Annotated in this window: 23 protein-coding genes; 16 read left to right on the top strand and 7 right to left on the bottom strand. The window is 64.6% G+C overall.

The features are described 5' to 3' along the window. Positions 1 to 77 precede the first annotated feature (77 nt). The 4 genes from tcuC to HV796_RS30745 all read left to right on the top strand — a co-directional run bounded on the left by tcuC (position 78) and on the right by HV796_RS30745 (position 5,346). Complete coding sequence (gene tcuC / locus HV796_RS30760; RefSeq protein WP_175231362.1) at positions 78 to 1,406, top strand: MFS transporter; 1,329 nt, start codon at positions 78 to 80, stop codon at positions 1,404 to 1,406. Positions 1,407 to 1,571: 165 nt separating this feature from the next. Beyond that, positions 1,572 to 2,372, top strand: coding sequence for a class I SAM-dependent methyltransferase (locus tag HV796_RS30755; RefSeq protein ID WP_175231395.1), 801 nt, complete (start codon positions 1,572 to 1,574; stop codon positions 2,370 to 2,372). Between the two features lie 148 nt (positions 2,373 to 2,520). Then, complete coding sequence (locus HV796_RS30750) at positions 2,521 to 4,029, top strand: MFS transporter (RefSeq protein WP_175231360.1); 1,509 nt, start codon at positions 2,521 to 2,523, stop codon at positions 4,027 to 4,029. A gap of 501 nt (positions 4,030 to 4,530) precedes the next feature. Then, on the top strand, positions 4,531 to 5,346 hold the full coding sequence (locus HV796_RS30745) for a mechanosensitive ion channel family protein (protein ID WP_175231357.1): 816 nt from the start codon (positions 4,531 to 4,533) through the stop codon (positions 5,344 to 5,346). 143 nt (positions 5,347 to 5,489) lie between these two features. Here the strand turns inward: HV796_RS30745 and HV796_RS30740 are convergent, their stop codons facing one another. Further along, positions 5,490 to 6,176: a DedA family protein gene (locus tag HV796_RS30740; protein ID WP_175231352.1), complete on the bottom strand. Its 687-nt coding sequence runs from the start codon at positions 6,174 to 6,176 to the stop codon at positions 5,490 to 5,492. A 349-nt stretch (positions 6,177 to 6,525) separates the two neighbouring features. On the opposite strand from HV796_RS30740, the gene mutL reads away from it, so the two are divergent. After that, positions 6,526 to 8,574, top strand: a complete 2,049-nt coding sequence (gene mutL / locus HV796_RS30735) for a DNA mismatch repair endonuclease MutL (protein ID WP_175231349.1) — start codon at positions 6,526 to 6,528, stop codon at positions 8,572 to 8,574. After that, positions 8,571 to 9,539, top strand: a complete 969-nt coding sequence (gene miaA / locus HV796_RS30730) for a tRNA (adenosine(37)-N6)-dimethylallyltransferase MiaA (protein ID WP_175231346.1) — start codon at positions 8,571 to 8,573, stop codon at positions 9,537 to 9,539. Before mutL ends, miaA begins: the two co-directional genes overlap by 4 nt. Positions 9,540 to 9,618: 79 nt before the next feature. Here the strand turns inward: miaA and HV796_RS30725 are convergent, their stop codons facing one another. Genes HV796_RS30725 through HV796_RS30710 form a run of 4 tightly spaced genes read right to left on the bottom strand, consistent with a single transcriptional unit; the run spans position 9,619 to position 14,575 of the window. Continuing rightward, positions 9,619 to 11,247, bottom strand: a complete 1,629-nt coding sequence (locus HV796_RS30725) for an efflux transporter outer membrane subunit (protein ID WP_175231343.1) — start codon at positions 11,245 to 11,247, stop codon at positions 9,619 to 9,621. Continuing rightward, a complete protein-coding gene (locus tag HV796_RS30720) occupies positions 11,244 to 12,212 on the bottom strand; it encodes an efflux RND transporter periplasmic adaptor subunit (protein WP_246356126.1) in 969 nt (322 codons plus the stop codon). The genes HV796_RS30725 and HV796_RS30720 overlap by 4 nt, the downstream gene beginning before the upstream one ends. Continuing rightward, positions 12,209 to 12,418 (bottom strand): DUF1656 domain-containing protein, encoded by a 210-nt coding sequence (locus HV796_RS30715; RefSeq protein ID WP_175231340.1) that lies wholly within the window; start codon positions 12,416 to 12,418, stop codon positions 12,209 to 12,211. Before HV796_RS30715 ends, HV796_RS30720 begins: the two co-directional genes overlap by 4 nt. A 48-nt stretch (positions 12,419 to 12,466) precedes the next feature. Further along, entirely contained in the window at positions 12,467 to 14,575 is a 2,109-nt protein-coding gene (locus HV796_RS30710) for an FUSC family protein (RefSeq protein ID WP_175231338.1), read from the bottom strand. A gap of 398 nt (positions 14,576 to 14,973) precedes the next feature. Here HV796_RS30710 and HV796_RS30705 point away from each other — a divergent pair, with 398 nt between their 5' ends. Both HV796_RS30705 and HV796_RS30700 read left to right on the top strand, forming a co-directional pair. Next, positions 14,974 to 15,237 carry a helix-turn-helix domain-containing protein gene (locus HV796_RS30705; RefSeq protein WP_175231335.1) on the top strand — a complete coding sequence of 88 codons (264 nt, stop codon included), beginning with the start codon at positions 14,974 to 14,976 and terminating at the stop codon, positions 15,235 to 15,237. 1 nt (position 15,238) lies between these two features. Next, positions 15,239 to 16,588, top strand: a complete 1,350-nt coding sequence (locus HV796_RS30700) for a type II toxin-antitoxin system HipA family toxin (RefSeq protein WP_175231331.1) — start codon at positions 15,239 to 15,241, stop codon at positions 16,586 to 16,588. Positions 16,589 to 16,740: 152 nt separating this feature from the next. Here HV796_RS30700 and purM read toward each other — a convergent pair whose 3' ends face one another. Continuing rightward, positions 16,741 to 17,796: a phosphoribosylformylglycinamidine cyclo-ligase gene (gene purM, locus HV796_RS30695; protein ID WP_175231328.1), complete on the bottom strand. Its 1,056-nt coding sequence runs from the start codon at positions 17,794 to 17,796 to the stop codon at positions 16,741 to 16,743. Positions 17,797 to 17,972: 176 nt separating this feature from the next. Between purM and HV796_RS30690 the strand changes: the two genes are divergently transcribed. From HV796_RS30690 to HV796_RS30655, 8 genes are all read left to right on the top strand, one after another. Beyond that, on the top strand, positions 17,973 to 19,049 hold the full coding sequence (locus HV796_RS30690) for an AI-2E family transporter (protein ID WP_175231390.1): 1,077 nt from the start codon (positions 17,973 to 17,975) through the stop codon (positions 19,047 to 19,049). A gap of 76 nt (positions 19,050 to 19,125) precedes the next feature. Further along, on the top strand, positions 19,126 to 19,944 hold the full coding sequence (gene hda, locus HV796_RS30685) for a DnaA regulatory inactivator Hda (protein ID WP_175231323.1): 819 nt from the start codon (positions 19,126 to 19,128) through the stop codon (positions 19,942 to 19,944). Next, positions 19,937 to 20,623 carry a histidinol-phosphatase gene (locus tag HV796_RS30680; protein ID WP_175231320.1) on the top strand — a complete coding sequence of 229 codons (687 nt, stop codon included), beginning with the start codon at positions 19,937 to 19,939 and terminating at the stop codon, positions 20,621 to 20,623. The genes hda and HV796_RS30680 overlap by 8 nt, the downstream gene beginning before the upstream one ends. After that, the gene (pcnB, locus tag HV796_RS30675; protein WP_175231317.1) at positions 20,620 to 22,260 is read left to right on the top strand and encodes a polynucleotide adenylyltransferase PcnB; all 1,641 of its coding nucleotides are present in this window, start codon (positions 20,620 to 20,622) and stop codon (positions 22,258 to 22,260) included. Before HV796_RS30680 ends, pcnB begins: the two co-directional genes overlap by 4 nt. Before the next feature lie 48 nt (positions 22,261 to 22,308). Further along, positions 22,309 to 22,914, top strand: coding sequence for a 2-amino-4-hydroxy-6-hydroxymethyldihydropteridine diphosphokinase (gene folK, locus HV796_RS30670; RefSeq protein WP_175231314.1), 606 nt, complete (start codon positions 22,309 to 22,311; stop codon positions 22,912 to 22,914). Further along, positions 22,911 to 23,600 carry a deoxynucleoside kinase gene (locus HV796_RS30665; protein WP_175231311.1) on the top strand — a complete coding sequence of 230 codons (690 nt, stop codon included), beginning with the start codon at positions 22,911 to 22,913 and terminating at the stop codon, positions 23,598 to 23,600. The genes folK and HV796_RS30665 overlap by 4 nt, the downstream gene beginning before the upstream one ends. A gap of 40 nt (positions 23,601 to 23,640) precedes the next feature. Beyond that, positions 23,641 to 24,456: a 3-methyl-2-oxobutanoate hydroxymethyltransferase gene (gene panB / locus HV796_RS30660; RefSeq protein ID WP_175231308.1), complete on the top strand. Its 816-nt coding sequence runs from the start codon at positions 23,641 to 23,643 to the stop codon at positions 24,454 to 24,456. 160 nt (positions 24,457 to 24,616) lie between these two features. After that, positions 24,617 to 24,754, top strand: coding sequence for a hypothetical protein (locus tag HV796_RS30655; protein WP_175231305.1), 138 nt, complete (start codon positions 24,617 to 24,619; stop codon positions 24,752 to 24,754). Positions 24,755 to 24,788: 34 nt separating this feature from the next. On the opposite strand, the gene HV796_RS30650 is transcribed toward HV796_RS30655, so the two are convergent. Further along, the gene (locus HV796_RS30650; RefSeq protein ID WP_175231302.1) at positions 24,789 to 26,729 is read right to left on the bottom strand and encodes a chorismate-binding protein; all 1,941 of its coding nucleotides are present in this window, start codon (positions 26,727 to 26,729) and stop codon (positions 24,789 to 24,791) included. Positions 26,730 to 26,755 lie beyond the last annotated feature (26 nt).

Genomic DNA, 26,755 nt, shown 5'->3' with positions numbered 1-26,755 from the left:
CGCTCGCGCCCTCTATCCTTTCATTTCGAAAGAAAACCAGAGCAACAAAGGTTCAAACTACGCATTACGGAAACACCATGGAGACAAAGATCGTGCCCCCATCGACCGTCACGTCCGTTGCGGCGCAGCCACCTCGGTCGAAAGTGGCCGCCGTGCTGCGGGTCACCAGCGGCAATTTCCTCGAGCAGTTCGACTTCTTCCTGTTCGGCTTCTACGCCACGTATATCTCGAAGGTATTCTTTCCGGCCGGCAGCGACTTCGCGTCGCTGATGCTGACCTTCGCGGTATTCGGCGCCGGCTTCCTGATGCGGCCGCTCGGCGCGATCGTGCTCGGCGCGTATATCGACCAGGTGGGCCGCCGCAAAGGTCTGATCGTCACACTGACGCTGATGGCAAGCGGCACGATCCTGATCGCGTGCGTGCCGGGCTACGAGACGATCGGTGTGCTCGCGCCGTTGCTCGTGCTGATCGGGCGCCTGCTGCAAGGCTTCTCGGCGGGTGCGGAACTAGGCGGCGTGTCGGTGTACCTGGCCGAAATGGCGACGCCCGGCAACAAGGGCTTCTATACGAGCTGGCAGTCGGCAAGCCAGCAGGTGTCCATCATCGTCGCGGCGCTGCTCGGCTTTGGGCTGAACGCGTGGCTCCCCGCGGACGCGCTGCACGCATGGGGCTGGCGCATCCCGTTCTTCATCGGCTGCATGATCGTGCCGTTCCTGTTTCTGCTGCGCCGCTCGCTGCAGGAAACCGAAGCGTTCCAGTCGCGCAAGCATCATCCGAGCGCGCGCGAGGTTTTCCGCTCGATGCTCGCGAACTGGACCACGGTGATCGCCGGCATGCTGCTCACCGCGATGACCACCACCACGTTCTATCTGATCACCGTCTATACCCCGACCTTCGGCAAGTCCGTGCTGAAGCTGTCGACGTCGGATAGCCTGATCGTCACACTGTGCGTCGGCATCGGCAACTTCATCTGGCTGCCGATCGGCGGCGCGCTGTCCGACCGCATCGGCCGCAAGCCGCTGCTGCTGACCATCTCGCTGCTGGCGATCTTCACCGCGTATCCGGCGCTGTCGTGGCTCGCGTCGGCGCCAAGCTTCGGCCGGATGTTTATCGTGCTGATGTGGTTCTCGTTCTTCTTCGGCGTGTACAACGGCGCGATGGTCGCCGCGTTGACCGAGGTGATGCCGGTCGAGGTACGAGTCGCGGGCTTCTCGCTGGCATTCAGCCTCGCGACCGCGCTGTTCGGCGGCTTTACGCCGGCCGTGTCGACGTTCCTGATCGAGGTGCTGCACGACAAGGCCGCGCCGGGCTACTGGCTGAGTTTTGCGGCCCTATGCGGGCTGGGGGCGACGCTCGCGCTGTACCGTCGCGGCGGTGTGGCCGAGCGGATGAGAGACGCGGTCTAGGCGGCAAGCCGGTCGGAAATCGCACCGAGAGCCGAACTGCGAGCTGAAAGACGCATCGGTTAACATCGGTGTCGCCGCCGGACGAACCCTTCCTCCGGCTTTCAGATGACGCGCGCGGTCGCGCACGGTGCAGTCAGTGCGCGACACCACGCGCCGCTTTCATGGATGCGCACCGTGACCGATCCGATTCCGTTCGTGCCCGACCGTTTCAGGCATGCCGCCGCTCATTATCTGAGCGGCCGCGCGGCCTACTCTCCCCGTTTGATCCGGCGCGTCGGCGAAACCTGCGGGCTTGACGGCACTGAGCGTCTGCTCGATATCGGCTGCGGGCCGGGTCAGTTGTCGATCGCGTTCGCGTCGTGGGTCGCAAGCGGCGTCGCGCTCGATCCGGAGCCCGAAATGCTGCGCATCGCGTCGGAACTCGGGGCCGGCATCGCGCCGAATATCGAGTTCCGCCTCGGCAGTTCGTACGATCTGTCCGCCGATATGGGCACATTCCGGCTCGCGGTAATCGGCCGCGCATTCCATTGGATGGACCGGCCCGATACGCTGCGCCGCCTCGATACGCTGATCGAACCGGGCGGCGCGGTTGCGCTCTTCGCCACGTCGCAGCCTGATGGCGCGTCGGAACCGTGGATGGCGGAATATCGGAGCCTGCTCGATCAGTATGCGCAAAGCGATCCGGCCCGCGCGCGCCGCAAATCCGACGATTGGGTCGGCCATGAAGCGGTGCTGATGCAATCGCCGTTTGCGTCGCTTGAGCGGGTGTCGATCGTCGAGCGGCGCCGGGTGTCGATCGATGCGTTGATGGTGCGGCCGCAGTCGATGTCGAGCCTGTCGCGCAGCCATCTCGGCGAGCGGCTCGACGAATTGCTGAACCGCCTGAAGACGTTGCTCGATACGCATGCGCGCAATGGCTGGGTCGAGGAGTGGGTCGAGTCCACCGCGGTGATCGCGCGGCGCTAAAAGGCGCCAACGACGCACTCCGGGCGTGCCGTTCGCGCAAACCGCACCGCGCATGAGCTAATAACGAAAATAACCTTGCTGCACGCTGAAAGGCGCCGGTAGGATCACGACTTTTCACGTTTTTGCGCATATTTTGCGCGCCCGCCGTATGTCCATCCCCTTCGCTCCCGAACTCCAAGCCGCGCCGGCACAATCGACCGCACCCGCGCGAGCCCTGATCCGCTCGGCTGCGGACGTCTCTCAACTCGTCAACCAGGGCGCCGCGGCGGGCAGCGACGCGCGCATCGTCGTTGCCATCGCACTCGGCGGCGTGTTTCTCGACGCGTATGACCTCGGTGCGCTCGCGTTCGGCGTCAAAGACATCGCGCGCGAGTTCTCATTGACGCCCGCCGGCATCGGCTTCGTCGCGTCCGCGATCACGTTCGGCGCGATCGTCGGCGCATGCCTTGGCGGCTTCCTGACTGACCGTATCGGCCGTTACCGCGTCTTTATGGCCGATATGTTCTTCTTCGTGATCGCCGCGCTCGCGTGCGCATTTGCGCCGAACGCGTGGGTGCTCGGCGGCGCGCGCTTCGTCATGGGGCTTGGCGTCGGCATCGATCTGCCGGTCGCGATGGCCTTTCTCGCCGAGTTTTCGCGATTACGCGGGCGCGGCAACAAGGCGGCACGCGTCGCGATGTGGTGTCCGGTCTGGTATGCGGCGATCAGCGTGTCATATCTGCTCGTGCTGGCGTTCTACGCGATGCTGCCGGCGAGCCATCAACCGCTGCTGTGGCGTCTGATTCTCGGCTTCGGCGCCGTGCCGGCATTGGTCATTATCGCGATCCGCAGCCGCTATATCAGCGAGTCGCCGGTATGGGCCGCGAATCAGGGCGACCTTGCCGGCGCCGCGAAAATCCTGAAACGCTCGTATGGCATCGACGCGGCGGTCGCGCCGGATGCATCGCGGGCCACTGCTGCGCAACGCGCGCCGCGCCGCGCATCGTGGGCAAACTACGGCACGCTGCTGCGCGGTGTGTATCTGAAGCGCACGGTGCTCGCGACCGTGCTCGCCGTCGCGTCGTCGTTCGCGTATAACGCGGTCGCATTCGGCCTACCGGTGATCATCTCGAGTTTCCTCGCCCAGTCGATGCTGACGACCATCCTCGCGTCGCTCGTGCTCAATCTTGCGTTCGCCTTCGTCGGCGGCCTGATCGCGGTGCGCACGGTGCCGAAGACCGGTGCATGGAAGCCGACGGTGCTCGGTTATATGTTCCAGCTGGCTGCGCTGGTCGGCCTTGCGATGGTCGGCAAGCCGGCGGGCGGCGTCCAGGTCGCCCTCGCGGTCGCACTGCTCGGCGCCTTCCTGCTCGGCCAGGGTTTCGGTCCCGGCTCGCACACCATGACGTTCGCGTCGCTTAGCTATCCGACCTCGCTGCGCGGCGTCGGGGTCGGCTTTAACCAGACGCTGATGCGTGCAAGCTCGACCGTGTCGCTGTTCCTGTTTCCGGTGCTCGCCGCCGCGCTCGGCACGCGTGTGTTCTGGATCATCGCGGCCGCGCCGTTGTGCGGACTGATCGCGCTGCTCGCGATTCGTTGGGAACCGTCTGGCTATGACGTCGACGCGGAAGATTTCGCAACGGACGCGACGATCGCAACGGCTGCGATGCGACATTGACCCGATCAGAAACATCGGCCGAAGCAGGTTGAAACGACAAAGGTTCATCGGGAAACCGATGAGCCTTTTTGCATTCCGAAGCGTGTTCGGTGTGACGTCGAGTTCGGCTGCGCTGATGGATTCACCGGAGCGCTGGCGTTTGCTTCGCAGCACGGTGGCATGCGTGCCGACGCAAAGCGCGCGGCGACCACCGCCGGCGGCGGTATTCGCGCCGCTTCAGTCATCGCGCATGCGTGCGGCGGGAGGCGGCCCTGGGAGCAGGACTAGAAGCGGGAATACGACTTGCTAACGCGCACGCGGTCGGCTATAACTTCCGAAGGCCGCGGGCGACCGGCCACGCCCGCCATCACGTCGTATCGCCCTTCCTGTCAAAGCCTTTCGCGGTAGCACAGACTTAGCACAACCGAAACATCACCGTAACATCACGCAGCACCGCGCATGCGCGGCATAGGCTGCAGTCGATCCAACGAAGCACAACACCATCGATCGAGCGAGGACATCGTGGACCTTGAAACCGTACGCGTATTCCTGATGACCCGAGGCATCGACTTCGGAACCAAAGTACTTGCCGCCATTGTCCTGTGGATTATCGGGCGGTGGGTGATCGGGCTGATCACGCGCTTGCTGCGCGCGGTGCTCGAGCGCAATGGCCGTGTCGATCCGACGCTCGCGCATTACCTTGGCTCGATTCTCGGCGCGCTGCTGAATCTGATGCTGATTCTCGCGATCCTGCAGGTGTTCGGCGTGCAGACCACGTCGTTCGCCGCGCTGCTCGCCGGCCTGGGTCTTGCAATCGGCACCGCGTGGGGTGGCCTGCTCGCGCACTTCGCAGCCGGTGTGTTCATGCAGGTGCTGCGTCCGTTCAAGGTCGGCGATTTCGTCACCGTCGGCGGCGTGACCGGCACGGTCCGCGAGCTCGGGCTGTTCGGCACGACAGTCGTCACGCCGGACAACGTGACGACCATCATCGGCAACAACAAGATCTTCTCCGACACGATCTCGAACTACAGCGCGCTGCCGGTACGCCGCGTCGAACTGACCGCGAAGATTGCGAACGGCGTCGACCCGATTGATGCGGCGAACCGTCTGCGCGCGGCGGTGACGCGCATTCCCAATGTCGCGGAGAATCCGGCGCCTGATATCGAAGTGTTGTCGTTTACGCCAGAAGGACCGATGCTGTGTGTGCGGCCTTATACGCACACCGATCATTACTGGCAGGTCTATTTCGACACGAATCGCGCGATTGTCGAGACGTTCCGGGAAGCCGGCTATCCGACGCCGGAAACGCCGTTCGTGCGACGCACGGCGGCCAGCTAGACCGCGCAGCGGCGGCGCACGTAACGCGTGCGTTCCGGCAGGACCAGCAAAAAGGGCATCGCGATCGACGCGATGCCCTTTTGTCTGATGCGCGGTCCACCGCGCGGTGTGTGCCCGTCAGACCGACGAGGCGCTCACCGCCTTCATTGCCCGCCGCTTTTGGGCGCCGAGCCCTCCGGCGCTCGTCGGCGCACCATTTTCCACAGCGCACCCAATGCGACCGGCACGACGGCCGCGCCAATGCCGACCAGCACTATCACGTTCAGGTACTGGCGGATAAACGGAATGTTGCCGAAGAAGTAGCCGAGCAGCACGAGCAGCAGCACCCAGAACAGCGCACCGGTAACGTTGAACAGCTGGAAGCGCCGCACGCTCATCTGCGACGCGCCCGCGACGAACGGGGCGAAAGTCCGCACGACCGGAATGAAACGCGCGAGCACGATGGTCTTGCCGCCGTGCTTTTCATAAAAGTTGTGGGTCTTGCGCAGCGCCTCGCGATCAAGGAACCGTTCGAGCACCGGGATGTGCGAATCGAACACCTTCGCGCCGATCGCCCGGCCGATCAGGTAGTTAACCGTGTTGCCGGTCACGGCGGCAACGACCAGCAACAGGATCAGCGCGCCGAGGTTCATCGCACCGCTCGCGCAAAACGCGCCGCCGATGAACAGCAGCGAATCGCCGGGCAGAAACGGCAGCACGACAAGCCCGGTCTCGCAAAACACGATCAGGAACAGCACCGCATAGACCCATGCGCCGTACTGGCGTATGAAGTCACCGAGAAATGCGTCGATGTGCAGGACAAGGTTGACGAAATGCAGGAGCGTATCCAAAAAGACATCCTCTCAATAGCGCGAATTGCGGGGCCAAGGCTACGCGGCGCGCGACGGTCGGTTCTGATCCGACGAAATGCGGTGGCGACGACATTCGCCAGTCGGGCCAGTTGGGCGCGGCGTGCGACACGCAGCACAAACCGGCGAAACGCGCCCAAACCGGAAAAAGCGACCGCGCCATGATACCCAAAGTACCAGCCGCAATATTAAGAAAATATGATCCCGGCACCGTGCGCGCGCTCGTAGCACGCGTGAGTGTCGTCCATCCCGGGGGGCCGGCGAAGAACGTCGCGTCCAAAGCGCGTGCCCCGCTTACAGGCGCCGCGCGGCGAATCGCTATAATTCCGCCATGTCCGAATACCGCGAACCGTCAGATGGCACGGCTGCGGGCGCATCCGCCGCGCCCACGGAACCCGCCGCCGTCGCCCGTCCCGCACGCACGCCACGTGCCGCGCGTGCGCCGCGCTCGATCCAGCCATTGCCCGATCAGTTGATTAGCCAGATCGCCGCCGGCGAGGTCGTCGAGCGGCCCGCGTCGGTGGTCAAGGAACTGCTCGAAAACGCGCTCGACGCGGGCGCGGCCACGCTGCGCGTTCTGCTCGACGAAGGCGGCGTGAAGCGCATCTCGATCACCGACGACGGCTGCGGCATCCCCGCTGGGGAACTCGCGCTTGCGCTCACCCGTCATGCGACCAGCAAAATCCGCTCGCTTGCGGAGCTCGAAGCGGTCGCGACGCTGGGGTTTCGCGGCGAAGCGCTGGCATCGATCGCATCGGTGTCGGAGATGCTCATCACGAGCCGCACCGGCGACGCCCCGCACGCCACCCGCATCGACGCGCAGACCGGTGCGCTCACACCCGCCGCCGGCACGCAAGGCACGACCATCGAAGTGCGCGAGCTGTATTTCAATACGCCGGCACGCCGCAAGTTTTTGAAGAGTGAGCAGACCGAACTCGGCCATTGCCTCGAGATGGTCCGCCGCGCGGCGCTCGCCCGGCCCGACGTCGCCATCTCGGTGCTGCACAACGGCCGAGCGGTCGAGCACTGGAACGCAAGCGATCCGGCCGCGCGCGTCGCGAAAATTCTTGGCGACACGTTCGCGACCGCGCATCTGCCGCTCGACGAGGTGGCCGGCCCGCTCGCGGTGTACGGCTGCGCGGGCTTGCCGACGGCGAGCCGCGGCCGGGCCGACCAGCAGTACTTTTTCGTGAACGGCCGCTTCGTGCGCGACAAGCTGCTCACGCACGCGGTGCGTGCCGCGTACGAAGACGTGTTGCACGGCGACCGTTACCCGTCGTACGTGCTGTTTCTCGATCTGCCGCCGGAAGCGGTCGACGTGAACGTGCACCCATCGAAAATTGAAGTTCGCTTCCGCGATTCGCGCTCGATTCACCAGTTCGTGTTTCACGCGGTGCAGCGCGCGCTTGCACGCCACGCGGGCGCATCGCCGGAGACGACCGCGGGTGGCCACGCCGCGCATGTCGAACCGCTCGCGGGGCCGGCTTCGTTCGGCTCGACGCCGCTGGGTGGTTTGAATAACGGCGCATTCGCGCTGGACGGCGAGCGCCGCTTCGGAAACGGCGCGCCATCGTCCGGTGCGACCTGGATGCGCGATGCGCGCATGCGACAAGGCACGTTGCCGGTCGCGCAACCCCTTGCGCTGTACGACGCACTGTTCGGCCGCAAGGACACGGGCGCCGGCACGCCGCACGGAGCGACGACGCTGCATACGCCCGAAGCGCGCGATGTCAGCGCCGGCGCGCCATCGCCATTCGCCACGCTAGCGCCGCATGCCGCGTTCGACGTGGCCGACGAGCAGCCGCTCGGTTTCGCGCTGGGTCAGATTCACGGCATCTACGTGCTCGCGCAAAACGCGCGCGGGCTGGTGATCGTCGATATGCACGCGGCGCACGAGCGCATCCTGTACGAGCAGTTCAAGAACGCACTCGCCGAGCGGACCATCGCGGTGCAGCCGCTGCTGATTCCGCAATCGATGCCGGCCGATCCAGTCGAGATCGGCATTGTCGACGAAGAGCGCGAGACGCTCGATGCGCTCGGCTTCGACCTCGCCGTGCTGTCGCCGACGACGCTCGCGATCCGTGCGGTGCCCGCGCTGCTGAAGGACGCCGACTTGCCCGCGCTGGCGCGCGCGGTGCTCGCGGATTTGCATGCATACGGCGGTTCGCGCGTGCTGACCGAACGCCAGCATGAGTTGCTCGGTACGCTCGCGTGTCATCACGCGGTACGCGCGAACCGGCGGCTGACGCTCGACGAAATGAACGCGCTATTGCGGCAGATGGAAGCGACCGAACGCGCGGATCAATGCAATCACGGACGGCCGACGTGGTATCAGCTCACGCTGTCCGATCTCGACCGGCTGTTCCTGCGCGGACAATGAACGCGGCGAGGATCGATGCGCGCGCAACGGTTGCCTGTCTGCTCGGCCCGACCGCATCGGGCAAGACGGCGGCGGCGCTCGCGTTCGCCGCGCGTCGGCCGGTTGAAATCGTCAGCGTCGATTCAGCCCTTGTCTATCGCGGCATGGATATCGGCACCGCGAAGCCCACTGCGGAAGAACGTTCGCGCGCGCCGCATCATCTGATCGACATCGTCGATCCGGCCGACGCCTATTCCGCTTCCGATTTCCGCGCCGATGCGCTGCGCGCGATCGGCGCGATCGTCGAACGAGGCCACGTGCCGTTGCTGGTCGGCGGCACGATGCTGTACTACAGGGCGCTCACGCAGGGACTCAACGATCTGCCAGGCGCCGATGCCGCGCTGCGCGCGAGTCTCGAAGCCGACGCCATGCGCGACGGCTGGCCCGCGCTGCACGCGCGTCTTGCGGCGGTCGATCCGCTGACGGCGGCGCGGCTCGCGCCGAACGACTCACAGCGCATCCAGCGCGCGCTGGAAGTGTTCATGCTCACCAGCCAGCCGATGTCCGCACTGCTCGCGGCGCCCGCCCGCGACGATAATGCCGCGGCGCGCTATCGCTTCGCGCCGGTCGCCCTGGAACCGTCGGACCGTAGCGTGTTGCATGCGCGTATCGCGCGACGGTTCGACGCGATGCTGGCCGCTGGCTTTATCGAGGAAGTCGAACGGCTGCGTGCGCGTGGCGATCTGCATGCGGGCCTGCCGTCGATGCGCTGTGTCGGTTACCGGCAGGCGTGGGCATATCTCGACGGCGCGATCGACCATGCGACGATGCGCGACCAAGGCGTGTTTGCGACGCGGCAGCTCTGCAAGCGGCAGTTGACGTGGCTGCGCGCGATGCCCGAGCGTACGGTGATCGACTGCTGCGCAGAGGACGCGACGGAGCAGGCGCTGCATGTACTGGAACGGATCGTGGAAGGGCGGGCGTGACCTTGCGTGCACGCGTCACGTCGCGCGGTACTGCGTGGAGCGGGTGTGTTTCGCGTACGAGGCCGGAACCACGCGTCGCTCACTCGCGTGCGCGTGGCGGCGCATCGTCCTGACCACTCTTCTGCGCGGTCTGATGCACGCGTTGCTGCCCACTCTTCAGCGCAGTCTGCTGCACGCCGCCCTGCGGGCTCTGCGGCGAAGCTTCGTTCGAACCTTCTTTGGCACCGTCGGGCGCCGCTTCTTCCCACCCGCCGCCCAACGCGAGGAACAGATTGACCCGATCAACCGCCACGATCGACCGCGCAGCCGCCACCTGCGCATCGACCGAAGTCAGCGTACGCGTCGCGTCGAGATCGGAGATAAACGACTCGCGCCCGCTCACATACAACTGGTGCGTCTCATCGGCCGACTTCTGCGCGGACTGCGCAGCGGTCTGCAACGCCTGCCAGCGCGCCGTGTCTTCGCTGTATGTCGCGAGCGCCGACTGCGTTTCGCGCAACGCGTTCAACACGACCGAGTCGAATTGCGCAAGCGACGCGGCCGTCGATGCCTCGGCCTCGTGCACCCTCGCGCGCTGGCCGTTCACCGGGAACACCCAGCTGATCAGCGGTCCGATTGCGTAGCGCGCGGTCTGCGCAGTCCCCAGATCTTTCGGGAACCCGGTGAAGCCCGCGCTCGCACCAATGCTGATGGTCGGATACAGCGCCGCCGTCGCGACGCCGATACGCGCCGTCGATGCGGCCAGCTTGCGCTCTGCCTCGCGGACGTCGGGCCTGCGCTTGAGCAACGCGGCGCCGTCGCCGACCGGCACCGGCTGGCCGATCTGCGGCAGCTTCGTGCAATTTTTCGCGTCGGGCGGCAAATCGTCCGGCGCGCGCGCGAGCAGCATCGCGAGCTGGTATTGCGCGACGCGCTGGCGCAACTGAAAGCGCGGAATCTCCGCGGCGATCGTGTCCTGCTGCGTCAGCCCGCGCGTGACATCCGGCAGGTTGCCGCGGCCCGCCTGCAACAGCTGGCGCGACACGTCGACCCGCTCCCGTTCGAGCGCAAGCGAACGCTGCGCGATCGCCAGCTCCTCCGCGGCCGCGCAGTTTTCGACGTATGAACGGACGACCTCCGCGACCACCGTGACACGCACAAGGTCGAGCGCGGCTTCGACCGCGTCGTCGTCGGCCTTTGCCGCTTCGACGCCGCGTCGCAGCTTGCCGAACAGATCGAGCTCGTACGACACGTTAAAGCCGACGTCCGCCAGCATCGAGGGCGGAATCTTGTCCGTCAGAAAGGCTTGCGGCGACAGCTGCGTGTACTGCACGGCCGCCGCTGCATCTCCGGAAAAGCCGTCCTGCTCGCGCGCGAACTGCACTTCCGCGCGCGACGCCGCAAGATTCGCAACCGCGACTTTCAGATCGCGATTTTCGGCGAGCGCATCTTCGACCAGCCCGTTGAGCACCGGGTCGTCGTAGAGCCGCCACCAGTTCGGCGGCACCGGCTGCTGCGTGACAAGCGGGTCGCTCGCGCCGTCGATCGGCGCGTTCGCGAACTTCGCGTTCACGAGTGCGTCCTGCGGCAGCGCATAGTTGGGGCCGACCGTGCAGCCGGCGAACGGCGCGACACACAGCACGGCACACGTCGCGCGTAGCGCGAAAATCCGCGCGCGTGCGAGCGCGCGGCCGGGCCGCGCGTGCCGGTTCGCGCGGCGCGTGTTCATCTCAGCGCTCCGATCAACCGTTCGAGCCATAGACCGAAACGCGTTTGCGGTGTCGATGCCGCCTGCGGCGCTGACGCGCCCAGATTCCCGAACGGACCCAGCTCTGGACCGCGGATCAGCACGGTCGCGGTCCGCCCGGAGATCATCTGGAAATCCGGCGGCACTTCATCGAGCGCGACGCGTACCGGAATGCGCTGCGCAAGCCGCACCCAGCTGAATGCCGGGTCGACATTCGGCAGCAGGTTCTGCGGGCTGATCGTACGGTCGCGGTCCTCGATCCCGGCAACGATGCTGACCACATGGCCGCGCAGCAGTTTGGGTTCGCCCATCACGACGATGTCGACCTGCTGGCCAACCCGGATATGGCGCATCTTCGTTTCTTCGAAGTAACCATCGACGCGGAACGAATGCGCATCGACGATCGACAGCACCGCCCTGCCCGCCGTCGCATATTCGTTCAGACGCGGTGCGCGGTCGTTCACATAGCCGTCGACCGGGCTCACGATCGCCGTGCGATGCAAATTCAGCTGCGCGGTATCGACCGCGACCTTGGCGAGATCCATTTGCGCGCGTGCTTCCTCCACGCGCGCGTGGCTCTGCTGCGCCACCTCGAGCGCGACGAGATTGCCCAATTGCCCGTTACGCACATCTTCGCGGCGCGCTTCGTCGTACGTCGCACGGCGCTGCGCGAGGGTCGCGACCGCCTCGCGGTACGCGAGCTGATAACGCGCCTCGTCGATCACGAACAGCACCTGGCCTCTTTTCACCGGCTGGTTGTCGATGATGCGGATGTCGGTAATCCACCCGGAGATGTCCGGCGCGACCTGCACGATGTCGGCGCGCACGCGGCCATCGCGTGTCCACGGCGAGAACATGTAGTAGTCGATCACTTTCCACAGCACGACCGCAGCGACGAGGGTCGAGACCAGGGTCAGCACGACGGAGAACACGGAGATCTGTTTCACGCGCCAAACCGCTTCGTTAGAACGACCATGGCACCGAAGATAAACACGTAGAGACAAAAATCGAACGCCGCCCTATGCCAGATGAAGCGATACACCCCAAGCGCGGCGAGCAGCATCACGACGCCACGCTTGATCAGATACGCGATCAGCATCAGCACCAGCACTGCCGGTATGAAAACCCCGACGAAATTGACTTCCCCGATCATGGCTGCCTCGTGACTGCTTCTTGCGATCAAGATAAATAACGGCGCCGCTCAGACGGCGGGCGCCGGACCGGGCATCGCCGGCACGGCCGGCGCGCCCGGCGCCAACGGCGCGAGCGACAGGCGCAGACCAACGAGTGCGTGCACCGCATCGCGTAGCCGGATCTCGGTTGAAAACGTGGGCGGCGCGCCGCCGGCGCCCGGCTGCGCGATGCGCGCGAGCGCGGCGTCGATCGCTTCGATCAGCCCGCGCGGCACCGGCTGACGCCTGCGCCGCGCGACGCACAGTTCGTAATAGGTGCGCACGTTCGTCAGCACCCGGTCGATCTGCTCGCTCATCTCGGCGACGACACTATCACGGTAATGGCGCAGATCAAGCGAGTTCGTCGCGACACGCAGGTCGCGAAAGGTTTCGACCGATGGATGATGATGCGGGCCCGAGGTGGCCAGACGCGGCAGCACTTGCATCAGACGATCGAGCATTCGTGAGAAGAAGGTGCGCTCATCGGAAATCGGCGGCCCCGACACGGCCCGCACGACGTCGGCCCAGGTCGCGCGAATCAACCGTTGCGCGAAGTACTCGGCGCCGAACGGCCGGGTCACGCGCGTCCAGACGAACGCGAATACGAGGCCGGCCAGCGAAGCGCTGCTCGTATTGATGAAGACCATGAAGTTCGCATCGTACGAGCCTGCGAGACTCATGAACGTCGCGGTAAACAACGAAATGACCGCCGCTACCTGGTTAAATTTCGGATTCGCGATCAGCGTCCCGATGATGAGAAACGGCACGGCAAATACCAACACCAGCGTTTCGAAGTTATGCACCTCGGGCAACACGACGAAAAGATAGATTCCCGATGCGATTACGGCCACGAAGCACGATAGAAAAAACCGGAAGATCGCCGGCGCGGGTTCATCGAGGCCGCCGAAGAAGCAGCATGCGACCGCCGCGATAAACACCGCGTTCGCGCCGTCATGCCATCCGGAGGCAATCCACAGGCTGCACGCGACCACGATAAAGCAGATGGTCGAGATCGCGGAGAACAGCATGAAGCCATGGTCCACGAAGACCTCCTCGGCGTTCACGCGCCAATGGCGAAAGCGCGGTTCCCAGCTGCCATGATGCTGATCGATCAGTGCGCGCAATCCAAGGCAGTCCTCCCAGATGTCGATCGCCAGCTGCACGCGCCACAGCGTGTTCGACAGCAACGCGCGGTCCCACGGCGCGAGTCCGCGCGGCACAGCGACGCGCAACGCGGCGATACGCGCGCGCAAGTGCGTCGCTTCCGTGTCGCCGTCGGTGATTGGCGTGCTGCTCACGCGGCGCAGCGATGCATCGATCCATTTACAGACGTCGGCCATCAGCGGTTCGAACAGTGGCACGTGCGCGATCGCTGCCGAACTCCGCAGCGCGGCCATCGGGTCCGTCAGTGCCGACAGCACCGGCAGGAACAGTTGCATGCGTTCGCGCAGCGCGAACGCACGCGCGACAACTTCCGGGCTTGCGTGGTCGTAAGACAGCTGGCCCAACAGCACGTCAAGTGCCTTGACGGTTGCCGCCAGCCGCTGCTGGCGCGGCAACTGTACGACGGCGCCGCCGCGCGCCGCGAGCGCTTCGTGCGCAAACTGCTGGGCGTCCGCGAACCATGCGTCGGTGCGGCCGATAAGCGTCGGTCCAAGCCGGCTTGGCAAGACCAGCGAACCAACCACGCTCGCGCAGATGATGCCGAGCAGGATTTCCTCGGTACGCGCGATCGCGACGTCGAAGATCGTGGTCGGGTCGGTGACCGTCGGCAACGCGACGAGCGGCAACGTCAGGCCCGCGAGCAGAAACACATAGGAGCGCGCAGTGCGGTCCGCCAACGACATGTAAACCATCGCGCCGGTCCACAGCGCGACCAGCACACTGAACAGATAAGGCGATTCGACGAACGGCGGCACGATCAGTATCGAGGCCGCCGCGCCCATCGCCGTGCCGATCGCGCGAAACAGCGCCTTCGAGCGCGTCGCGCCGACAAACGGGTTCGACACGATATAGACCGATGCCATGGCCCACGACGGCCGCTCCAGCGGCACGGCTAGCGCGATGTACAGCGCGATCATCGCGGCCAGAAAGGTCTTGGCCGAAAACAGCCAGTCGCGCACGGACGGGTTGGTCATGGAGTCGAGCGAGTCGTTTTTGATTGTCCGAATCCCACCGCCAGGCGTGTCGAGCCCGATGGGTCTCGCAAGTCTGTTCCGTCGCGAAACAACACGCTTCCCGCCGCGCACTGCAATTTCAAATTCGCACGGTTTCTGGTGTAAGCGACGAGTAGGTTGCGAATGCCTTTCAGCACGGCCACACCCGGCTTTGCGGCCACGGTTGGGGCGCACGGCACGCTCTGTAGCGGTTCGCCCGCCGCAATCCGTCGCCGTGCGTTTGCGTCATTTCCGATCGCCTGTCCACGGTGCGCCATTTATCCGCATTGCAGATATTATCAAAATATCTGTTTTTCGGATATTTTGATAATATCTTGATTTCAGCTAAAATACGGATAGCCGAATTACGGATATCTGCTATGTCCCACAACCTGCCATCCCAACCGCTCGTGACGGCCTTGCAGCTCGGGCAATTGCTGAAGGCTGCCCGCAAGCGCCGCAAGCTCACTCAAGCAGAGGTGGCGGCCAGATTGGGCTTGAGCCAGAACCGCATCTCCTACCTGGAGCAGCACGCTGACGAACTGAGTTTCAGGCAGTTGCTGGGCTGGTGCACAACCGTCGGGCTGGAACTGTGGCTGGGCGAGCGCGAAAGTCCTGAATCGGCCAGCAAGACGGGATGGTGAAATGGGGCGGCGCTCACACAGTCAAACCCTGACGCTCTGGGCCAACGGAGAATACGTGGGCCGCTGGACCATCACGGCCCGCGGCGACATGGAGTTGCAATACGATAGCGGCTGGCTCGCCTCCGCGCGTGGACGACCCATATCCTTGTCGCTGCCTTTCCACTTCAACAACGAACCACTGAAAGGCGATAACGTCGCCCACTATTTCGAAGGCCTGCTGCCTGACAGCGACGCCATCCGCAGGCGCGTTGCGGCCCGCTTCAAGACTGGGTCCACCGAAGCCTTCGACTTGCTGGGCGCCATCGGGCGCGATTGCGTGGGCGCACTGCAACTCCTGCCAGAAGGCGAGGCACCTTCTGGTGTCGACCGCATCGACGGCGTGGTCGTGGACGACGAAGCCATCGAACGCCACCTGCTTGAAGTCGTGACTCCGGACCGCTTCGCGGGCGCCAGGGACCCTGACGACGACTTCCGGATTTCGCTAGCCGGCGCTCAGGAGAAGGACGCTTTCCTGTGGTGGGATGGCAAGTGGATGAAGCCGCGCGGTTCGACGCCCACCACGCACATCTTCAAGCTGCCGCTTGGCCTGATCGGCGGACGGCAGGCCGACTTCAGTACCTCGGTGGACAACGAGTGGCTGTGTCTTCGCCTGTTCAAGGCGTACGGGCTACCCACGGCGGAAGCTCGCATCGCCACGTTCGGCAAGCAGCGGGTACTGGTCGTCGAGCGCTTCGACCGCCTGATGTCGTCAGACGGCACGAGGCTGTTCCGGCTCATACAGGAAGACTTCTGTCAGGCCACCGGCACCTCGCCACTCGTAAAGTATGAGAACGAAGGCGGGCCTGGCCTTAAGCAACTGTTCACCCTCGTGCAGCAGTCGCTGGATGCCGGGCGCGATCTGCGTGCCCTCATGGCCTCGCAACTCCTGTTCTGGATGCTGCGCGCGCCGGATGGTCATGCGAAGAACTTCAGCATCCGGTTGCAGGCAGGGACCGCCGGACGGTTCCGGCTCACGCCGATGTATGACGTGATGTCCGCGTATCCGGTGATCGGCGACGGGCCGAACCAGTGGGCCGCGCAGGACCTTAAGCTAGCCATGGCGCTGCTGGGCAAGAACCGGCACTACCTCATGCACAACATTCAGCGCCGGCACTTCAACAGCACGGCCAAAAAGGTCGGCTATGGAGAAAACGCCGAGCCGTTGCTTCAGGAACTGGTGAAGCGCACACCGGAGGTCGTGGCGCAAGTGCAGGCTGAGCTGCCGCCAGGCTTTTCGCAGCGGGTGGCCGACAAGGTGCTAGGCGGGCTGCTGGGTGCCGCCCGGGCGCTCGAAGGCATGTCGCCCGCCTGACGCGATAATCGTGGCAACAGGGGAAGCTCACCTAAAACAAAAACGCCTCAGTTGATGAACTGAGGCGTAGGACAACCACTGCAACTAGCAACTCTTTAACCGAACGGCTAGCGCGCTGGCGTACCGTCTTTCATTGCATGTGCGCTCGACGCTCAGATCACCACGGTCTGCGCCTCGCCCGCCTTGCTTTGGCGGACTGTGCCGATCTGCCACACCTGCTCACCCGCCGCGGACAGCGTGCCGATTGCCTGCTGCACATCCTGCGCGGCGACGATCACGGCCATGCCGATCCCGCAGTTGAACACGCGGTGCATTTCGGCATCCGCGACGCCACCATGCTTCTGCAGCCACGAGAAAAGCGGCGGCAGCGGCCACGCGCGATGATCGAGCTCGGCGGTCAACCCCGCTTGCAACACGCGCGGAATGTTCTCGACCAGCCCGCCGCCAGTGATGTGCGCCATGCCCTTTACGGTGATCTTTTCCATCAGCGCGAGCATCGACTTCACGTAGATGCGCGTGGGCGCCATCAGTGCATCGGCGAGCGGACGGCCGTCGAAGTCGGCGGTGAGGTCCGGCTGCGCGCGCTCGATAATCTTGCGCACGAGCGAATAACCGTTCGAATGGATGCCGCTCGACGCGAGGCCCAGCACGATATCGCCCGGAGCGATCTTGCTGCCGTCGATAATGTTGGCTTTTTCGACCGCGCCGACCGCGAAACCCGCGAGGTCGTATTCGCCGTCCGGATACATGCCCGGCATCTCGGCGGTTTCGCCGCCGATCAGCGCGCAACCCGCGAGTTCGCAGCCATACGCGACGCCTTTGACGACCGTTGCGGCCGTGCCGACTTCGAGCTTGCCGCACGCGAAATAGTCGAGGAAGAAGAGCGGCTCCGCGCCTTGCACGAGGATATCGTTCACGCTCATCGCGACCAGATCCTGGCCGACCGTGTCGTGCCGGTTCAGGTGAAACGCGAGCTTGAGCTTCGTGCCGACGCCGTCGGTGCCCGACACGAGCACCGGCTCGCGATACTTCTTCGGCACCTCGAAGAGCGCACCGAATCCGCCGATGCCAGCCAGCACGCCGTCACGCAGCGTCTTTTTGGCAAAGGGCTTGATCGCATCGACGAGGGCGTCGCCCGCTTCGATGTCCACGCCGGCGTCACGATACGACAAACCTTGAGCGTCAGGAGCGGATTTCGGTTGATTCATAAGGGAAGTGCGAGAAGGTCGGTAAAATGCGATTTTACCTGATGCCGACCCGCTGGCTGGAATTCATCCCCGGTGTCAACAGGGGAACGAGCATGGCGACCGGAGGGGAACGAGGCATGACGCAGGCAGAACACCGGACCGAACAGAACACAGGGAAAGACGAGGAAAAGCTTATCTTGCAGCATAACGCTCCGATATTTACGCCATACCAGCGCCGCGTGCTGACGTGGTTCGCGATCGCGCTGGTCGTCGGCATTCTCGTGTGGCTGTTGAGCCCGGTGCTGACGCCGTTTCTGCTCGGTGCGATCCTCGCTTACATCCTGCATCCGGGCGTCGGCTGGCTCACACGCCGGCGCGTGCCGAAGGGCCTCGCCGCGTTGCTGATGATGCTGTTCTTCACGCTGCTGGTGACCGCGCTCGTATTGCTCGTTCTGGTTGTCGTACAAAAGGAAGTGCCGCAGTTGCGGCAGCAGGTGCCCGGGCTGATTTCACACGTGAACGGCTGGCTGCAGCCGAAGCTCGCGATGCTCGGCCTCGCCAATTCGCTCGACTTCGCGAGCATTCGCGATCTGATCACGAACCAGTTGGAAGGCAGCGCGCAAACCGTCGTGGTCTACGCGTGGACGTCGATTCGCACGAGCAGCAACCTGATGCTCGACGTCGTCGGCAACCTCGTGATGGTGCCGCTCGTGCTGTTCTATCTGCTGTACGACTGGAACGCGATGATCCGCCGCATCAAGCACTTCATTCCGCGCCGCTGGCTCGTCAAGACGATCCAGTTGTCGCACGACATGGACCAGATGCTGTCGCAGTACCTGCGCGGCCAACTACTCGTGATGGGCGTGCTCGCGGTCTACTATTCGATCGCGCTGTGGGCGGCCGGGTTCGAGATCGCGCTGCCGGTCGGCATTTTTACCGGGCTCGCGGTATTCATTCCGTATGTCGGATTTGCGACCGGCCTGATCCTTGCGCTGCTCGCCGCGCTGCTGCAGTTCGGCAGCTGGTACGGGTTCGGCGCGGTCGCGATCGTGTACGGCGTCGGGCAGATTCTCGAGAGTTTTATTCTGACGCCACGCCTGGTTGGCGAACGCATCGGTTTGCATCCGCTCGGGGTGATCTTCGCGCTGCTTGCGTTCGGCCAGCTGTTCGGCTTTTTCGGTGTGCTGCTCGCGCTGCCGGTCAGCGCCGTTCTGTCCGTCGCGTGGCGGGAATTGCGGCAAAGCTATCTGACGAGCACGCTTTACAAAAACTAACCTCAGCCCAATCGCGCTGTGGCGCCCGCTGTTGCATCGGTGGCGTGCATCGTGATGGTCTGGCCCGCTGTGACTGATGGGCCTCTTATTTTCGACTACTGTGCTGCGCCAACTTACGCTCGATCTCGGCACTCCACCGCCATCGACTTTCGATAACTTCTTCGCCGGCGCGAACGCCGAACTGGTCGCGCGCCTGCGCGGGCTCGATGCCGCGCTCGCGGCCGGCCCGGTTGCGGACCGCACGTTCTACGTGTGGGGCGAAGCCGGCAGCGGCCGCACGCATCTGCTGCAGGCGCTCGCGCACGAGACGGCGCCGCGCCAGGTACGCTACGCGGGGCCGCATAGCAGCCTCGATGCGTTCGCATTCGATCCGCGCGTCACGCTCTACGCGATCGACGATTGCGACGCGCTGTCCGCCGCGCAGCAAATCGCGCTCTTCAATCTGTTCAACGAAGTGCGCGCCTATCCGGCAAGCGCGCTCGTCGCGACAGGCAATACGGCGCCGCTCGGCCTCGCGGTACGCGAAGACCTGCGCACGCGCCTCGGCTGGGGCCTCATATTCCATCTCGCGCCGCTTTCCGATGAAGGCAAGGCCGCGGTGCTGAAGCAGGCAGCGCACGAGCGCGGCATCGCGCTCGCCGACGATGTGCCCGCGTACCTGCTCACGCACTTTCGCCGCGACATGCCGAGCCTGATGGCGCTGCTCGACGCACTCGACCGTTTCTCGCTCGAGCAGAAGCGCGCGGTGACGCTGCCGCTGTTACGCACGATGCTCGCGTCGCCATCCAGTGCCGATAGCGGCAGGCAGAGCGGCGCGACCACCCCGCAGGACTCCGGCGCCCCGCTTCCCCCATCCGGTCAGGCTGCTTCAAGTAAAATAGGCCCCCATGGCTAATCTTGCACTGTTCGATCTCGATCACACGCTCATTCCCACCGACAGCGACCACGAATGGGGTCGCTTCATGGTGAAACTCGGCATCGTCAATGCTGAAAACTTCGCGCGTGAAAACGATCGCTTCTATGCCGACTACAAGGCCGGCAAGCTCGACATTCACGCGTATCTGGTCGCGATGCTGACGCCGCTCGCGAAGCACTCGCGCGAACAGCTGAAGGCGTGGCACGACCAGTACATGCATGAGGTGATCAGGCCGGCGATCGTGCCGGCCGCGATGGAGCTGGTGCGTCAGCATCGCGATGCGGGCGACCTCTGCTGTATGGTTACCGCCACCAACGAATTCATTACCGCGCCGATCGCCGAAGCGTTCGGCATCGACAAGCTGATCGCGTGCGAAGTGGAAACCATCGACGGCCATCCGGCGTCGGCGTTCACCGGCCGCCCGGCCGGCACGCCGAGCTACCGCGAAGGCAAGATCGTGCGCACCGAAGCGTGGCTCGCTTCGCTCGGCAAGACATGGTCGGATTTCGAGCGCAGCTACTTCTACAGCGATTCGCATAACGATATTCCGCTGCTCGAAAAGGTCACCGACCCGATCGCGACCAACCCGGACGACACCTTGCGCGCGTACGCGCAAACGCACGGCTGGCGCATCCTCGAACTATTCCAGACGACGTGATCAAAAAACTCATTCGCAAGCTGTTCGGTCAGGACCGGGATGCCGCAGACGACCCGGCCGGGGACGCGCAGGAAAACGCCGCAACGGCCGCACGCGTCAAAGATACGCCATCGCGCGGCACGCCCGCCGCTCCCACCGCAGCCCCGGCTTCCGCCACCGCCCGCTCGCGTCGCAAGCCCGCACGTGCCGCGAACAAAGAAGACGCGCGAGACCCCGATGTTCCGGTGATCATTCCATCCGATATTCACGGCATTGATCCCACGCTCATTTCCCGAAATGCGATTCGCGTTACCGAAGGGCTGCAGCAAGCGGGCTTTCGCGCATTCATCGTCGGCGGCGCGGTGCGCGACCTGCTGCTCGGCATCGCGCCGAAAGACTTCGACGTCGCCACCGATGCGACGCCGGAGCAGGTGCAACGGCTCTTTCGCCGCGCGCGCATCATCGGCCGGCGCTTTCAGATCGTCCATGTGCAATTTGGCCAGGAAATCATCGAGACGTCGACCTTCCGTGCACTGGTCGATCCGCCGCCCGCCGAGGCCAGCGCCGATAGCGCGCCGCCGCGGCGCCTGAAGCGCGACGAACTCGATCGCCGCACCCATGCGGTCGACGCAAGCGGACGCGTGTTGCGCGACAATGTGTGGGGTGAACAGCACGAAGACGCGACGCGGCGCGATTTCACGATCAACGCGATGTATTACGACCCCGCGACACAGACGGTGCTCGATTACCACAACGGAATGGCCGATGTGCGTGCGCGGCTGTTGCGGATGATCGGCGATCCGGCGACACGCTTCCGCGAAGACCCGGTGCGGATGCTGCGCGTCGTGCGCTTCGCGGCAAAACTCGACTTCGAAATCGACGAAGCGACGCGCGCGCCGATCACATCGCTTGCGGATCTGGTCAACAATGTGCCGGCTGCACGTCTGTTCGACGAGATGCTCAAGCTGCTGCTATCCGGCCACGCGCTGGCATGCCTGCAGCGGCTGCGCAAGGAAGGCCTGCATCACGGGCTCTTGCCGCTGCTCGACGTCGTGCTCGAACAGCCGCATGGTGAGCGCTTTATCACGCTCGCGCTGGGCAGAACCGATGCGCGCGTCGTGGCCGGCAAGCCGGTGTCTCCGGGCTTCCTGTTCGCCACGCTGCTGTGGCACGACGTGCAGCAGCGCTGGCAGCAATACGAAGCGAACGGCGAGTATCCGGTGCCGGCCCTACATCACGCGATGGACGACGTGCTCGAGATGCAGACGGAAAAGCTTGCGATCCACAAGCGCTTCTCAGCCGACATGCGCGAAATCTGGGGGCTGCAACTGCGCCTTGAACGGCGCACCGGGCGCAGCGCGCTGAAGCTGATCGAACACCAAAGATTTAGAGCGGGGTATGATTTCCTCCTGCTGCGCTGCGAATCCGGTGAACTGGACGAATCGGTGGCGGCGTGGTGGACAGAATTCATTGACGGAGACGCTGCCGCGCGCGAAACATTGCTCGCGCAAGGTGGGAAGGACCGGACGCCCAAAAAACGACGGCGGCGCGGAGGTGGCGCCAGAAACCGCAAGGCGGGTGACGGAATGGAGGGCGGTACGTCCGCAGGAAACCGCGAAGTCAAGGATGTGAGCCCGAACGGCACACACGAAGACTGACGCGATTCCGGTGGAAGCCGTCGAACGCAAGTCGTAGGAAGTGAAGCCATGACGGTTGCCTATCTGGGCCTTGGCGCAAACCTCGGGGATGCGCGCCAGACTCTGAAAGACGCGGTGGTGTGCCTCGCACAGCAGCACGCGATCACCGTGGTCGCGAAGTCCAGCCTGTATCGCACTGCCCCCATCGACGCGGGCGGCGATGATTTTTTCAACCTCGTCGTGAAGCTCGAGACGGCGTTGCCGGTGCGGCATCTGCTCGCGCTTTGCCACAAGCTCGAACACCACTTCGGGCGCGAACGACCCTACCGCAATGCACCGCGCACACTGGACATCGATATCCTGCTTTATGGCGAGCATTGCATCGACGAACCGGATCTGACCGTGCCACACCCGCGCCTCACCGGGCGCGCGTTTGCGCTGGTGCCGCTTGTCGAAATCGAACCGTCCCTGGTCATTCCACGGCACGGCCGCGCGCAAGACTTTCTCGAGGCAGTCGCGTCACAGCGTATCGAGAAGGTGAAGGCCGCATGCCTATGCCCGTCGTTGGGCACGCTCAGTGGCCACCAGGGCGGCAATCAGGACACAGGCGCCGTCGCCCATGGCAAGCCCGGCGCCGTGTCGGGCACAGGTTCAGGTAAAGGCAGCTGTTCATGACCGCATCGCCGCTCGCCCCACTGACCGTGACCGCGCCGGCCATGCGTCCGCCATATGCGTATCTTGCGATCGAGGGGCCGATTGGCGTCGGCAAAACATCGCTCGCCACACGGCTTGCCGAGCGGTGGTCGATGCAGACGCTTTTCGAACGGCCGCAAGACAACCCGTTTCTCGAACGCTTCTATCGCGACACCGCGCGCTATGCGCTTCCCGCACAGTTGAGCTTTGCGCTGCAGCGCACGCAGCAGGTGCAGGAGATCGCCGCGCTGCACGCGGCTGGCACTTCGCTCATTACCGACTTCATCACGCAGAAGAACGATATCTTCGCGCGCCTCACGCTCAAGGACGACGAGTGGCAGTTGTACCGCGCGCTTTCCGCACGGCTCAAAGCCAGCGGGCCGGCGCCGGATCTGGTCGTGTACCTGCAAGCGAGCCCCGAGGTGCTGTTTGCGCGTATCCAGAAACGCGCGGTGCCGATGGAGCTGCAAATCTCCGATGCCTATCTGCGTGCGCTATGCGACGCGTACAACCAGTTTTTCTATCACTATGACCGCACGCCGGTGCTGACGGTCAACGCTGAATATCTGAACCCGCTCGAATCGAACGACGACCTTGCGCTGCTGGTCGAACGCATTGAGACGATGCGCGGCCGCAAGGAATTCTTCGTTAAGGGCACGTCGCTGTAGACCACCGCACGGGCCTTTGCTTTTTTCAACGGATTGCTCCATGACCTATTTGCAGGAAACGAGCCGCAGCGCGATCACCGTCCCGAAGCTTCAGGCGATGCGCGAGGCCGGGGAAAAAATCGCGATGCTGACCTGCTATGACGCGAGCTTCGCGTCGCTGCTCGATCGTGCAGGGGTCGATTCGCTCCTGATCGGCGATTCGCTCGGCAACGTGCTGCAAGGCCAGACGACCACGCTACCCGTCACGCTCGACGATATCGCGTACCACACCGCCTGCGTCGCGCGCGCGCGTCCGTCGGCGCTGATCGTCGCGGACCTGCCATTCGGCACGTACGGCACGCCCGCAGACGCGTTTGCGAGCGCGGTCAAGCTGATGCGCGCAGGCGCGCAGATGGTGAAGCTGGAAGGTGGCGAATGGGCCGCGGACACGGTGAGGTTTCTGGTCGAGCGTGCGGTGCCGGTGTGCGCGCACGTCGGGCTGACGCCGCAATCGGTGCACGCGTTCGGCGGCTTCAAGGTACAAGGCAAGACCGAAGCGGCCGCGAGCCAGTTGCTGCGCGATTCGCGCGCGGTGCAGGACGCGGGCGCGCAACTGATCGTCATGGAAGCGATTCCGTCCCGGCTGGCCGCGGAAGTCACCAAACAGTTGAAGATTCCGACGATCGGCATCGGCGCGGGCGTGGACTGCTCGGGGCAGGTGCTCGTGCTGCACGACATGCTTGGAATCTTTCCCGGCAAACGGCCGCGCTTCGTGAAGGATTTCATGCAGGGGCAGTCGAGCATTCTCGCCGCGGTGGAAGCGTACGTGCGCGAGGTGAAGGACGGGTCATTCCCGGCCGCGGAGCATACGTTCTGAATCCGACGGCGGCACGGGCCCGCGTTCGTTACGTTCGTGTATTGGAGAAATGACGTGAAGTCGGCGAAATAAGATCGCTCTGATACTCGCTGCAAATGCGCCGGTCTATCTTCGTTCTCCTTTTGCCGCGGCCTTGCCGCGAATCCGCAAGGAGACAAACATGAGCCCGTTCTGCCTGATCGACGTCGCAAGCATTCGCAATCACGAGACCGCCCCGCATGACGTGCACGAAACACAGTGGCATGCGCACTTTACCGCATGGATCGCGCGTCTCGTGCATGTGCGCGCGCACGCTTAGCCGGTCGCTTCGGGCGGGCAAGGCGAACCGCGCCTCAGCCCACAATCCGCGCCGGCAATGCGCCGCGCAACGCATTGCAGATCAGTAGCGCGTCCGCGTTAAGCACGTCGTCGCGGGTCAGCACACGTTCCGCGGCGCCCAGCTTCGCGTCGTCGAGCAGCACGGCGCGCATCACGCCTGGCAACACCCCGCACGCGAGCGGCGGCGTCCACCACTGCCCGTCGACCTTCACGAAGACATTCGACCGGCCGCCTTCAGTCAGCTCGCCTCGCTCGTTGAAAAAGAGGGTATCGAACGCATCCGTGGCCTCGGCTTCTCGCCAGCCGCGGTCGAATTCGGCGCGGCGCGTCGTCTTGTGGCGCAGCAACGGGTCGTCCGAGCGCACACTCGCAAAACCATGCTCGGGGCCGAGCAGCACGCCGACGGTTTCGTCGGCAAGCGGCACGAGCGGCGCCACGGTCAGTTCAACCGTGCCGGCCTTGTCGAGCACGAGTCTCATCCGGTGCGCCTGGCCGGTCCGCAGCGCATCGCACTGCGCGGCGAGCCGCGCGCGAATCTCGGCTTCGTCGAGCCGGAAACCGAGCCAGCCCGCACTCGCGACCAGACGCGCGAGATGACGGTCGAGATGTCGCACGCCCGCTTCGTGGCTTGCGTACATCGTTTCGAAAACCTGGAAGCCGGGATCGGCTTCCGTCAGGAAACGCGCTTTCAATCGACACTCCGCATATTCGTCGACCGCCACGCTGTCGAGCACGATACCCGCGCCGATGCCTAACGTGCCGTGGTACGCGCCGACAGGCCCGGGCGAGTTGGCGCGAGTGGACGATGGCGCGTCTGGAGCCGGGCTTGCCGGCCCCGCCGGTTCAAGCGTCAGCGTACGGATCGCAACCGACAGGCAAAAATCGCCGCAGCGCTGCGTGGCCGGCGCCATCGGCTGCGCGGGCGCGTCCAGCCAGCCGATCGCGCCGGTATAGAGCCCGCGCGGCGTGCTTTCGAGCACGTCGATCAGTTGCATCGTCTTATGCTTCGGCGCGCCGGTAATCGAACCGCACGGAAAGAGCGCCCGCAGGATATCGGCAAACGACGTGCGCGGCCGCAGCAGCGCGGTGACCGTCGACGTCATCTGCCAGACCGATTCGTATGGCTCGACCGAAAATAATGCCGGCACCTTCACCGAACCCGTCTGCGCGACCCGCGACAGATCGTTGCGCAGCAGGTCGACGATCATCACATTCTCGGCGCGGTTCTTCGGATCGTGAGCCAGAAAGTCCGCAGCCGCGCGGTCCTGGTCCGCGTCGCGCGAGCGCGGCGCGGTGCCCTTCATTGGGCGTGCGCGCAGCGCGCCGCTCTTCTTTTCGACAAAAAGCTCGGGCGAGCATGACAACACCCAGCGCCCGTCCGGCAGCGCGATCAACGCGCCGTACTGGACCGTCTGTCGCGCGCGCAGCCGCCTGAACAGCGCGGCCGGTGGCCCGAATACCTCGAAGGCGAGCCGATACGTGTAGTTGATCTGGTACGAGTCGCCAGCACGTAGCGCATCGTGAATCGAGCCGATGGCCCGCTCGAACTCCGGGAAATCCACGCTCGCCCGCACGCCGCCCGTGCCCGCGATGGTCGGCTCGACTGCACCGCTATCGCGCTGCACGAGCCACGCGTCCACTTCGTCGCGCGAGAGCTTCACGCAGTGGTCGAACAATAAAAAACGCAGCGCGCCCGATGTCGGTTGGGCGCGCTGTGTGTGCGTCGCTTTGTTCGGCGCGAGGTTGCGGCCGAACTCGTAGTCCGCTAGCACGACCGCATGCAGGCCGCGGCGTGTATCGTCGGCGGCCGCTTCGCATACCGCGTCGAGCTGCGCACCGTCCGTGCAGACACGCTCGTGACGAAAACCCGTGTAGAGACGACTCGAGCGGCGAGCCGCGGTCGAGTTGCAATCGTCGAGCAGTGCGAATCCGGCATTCGTGTCATCGACCGCCATGAGTCCCGCCGACATCAAGTTGCACT

The organism is Paraburkholderia humisilvae, assembly GCF_902859855.1.
Lineage (GTDB): Bacteria > Pseudomonadota > Gammaproteobacteria > Burkholderiales > Burkholderiaceae > Paraburkholderia > Paraburkholderia humisilvae.
The sequence above is the reverse complement of the archived record's forward strand: the minus strand, read 5'-3'. Positions and strand labels throughout refer to the sequence as shown.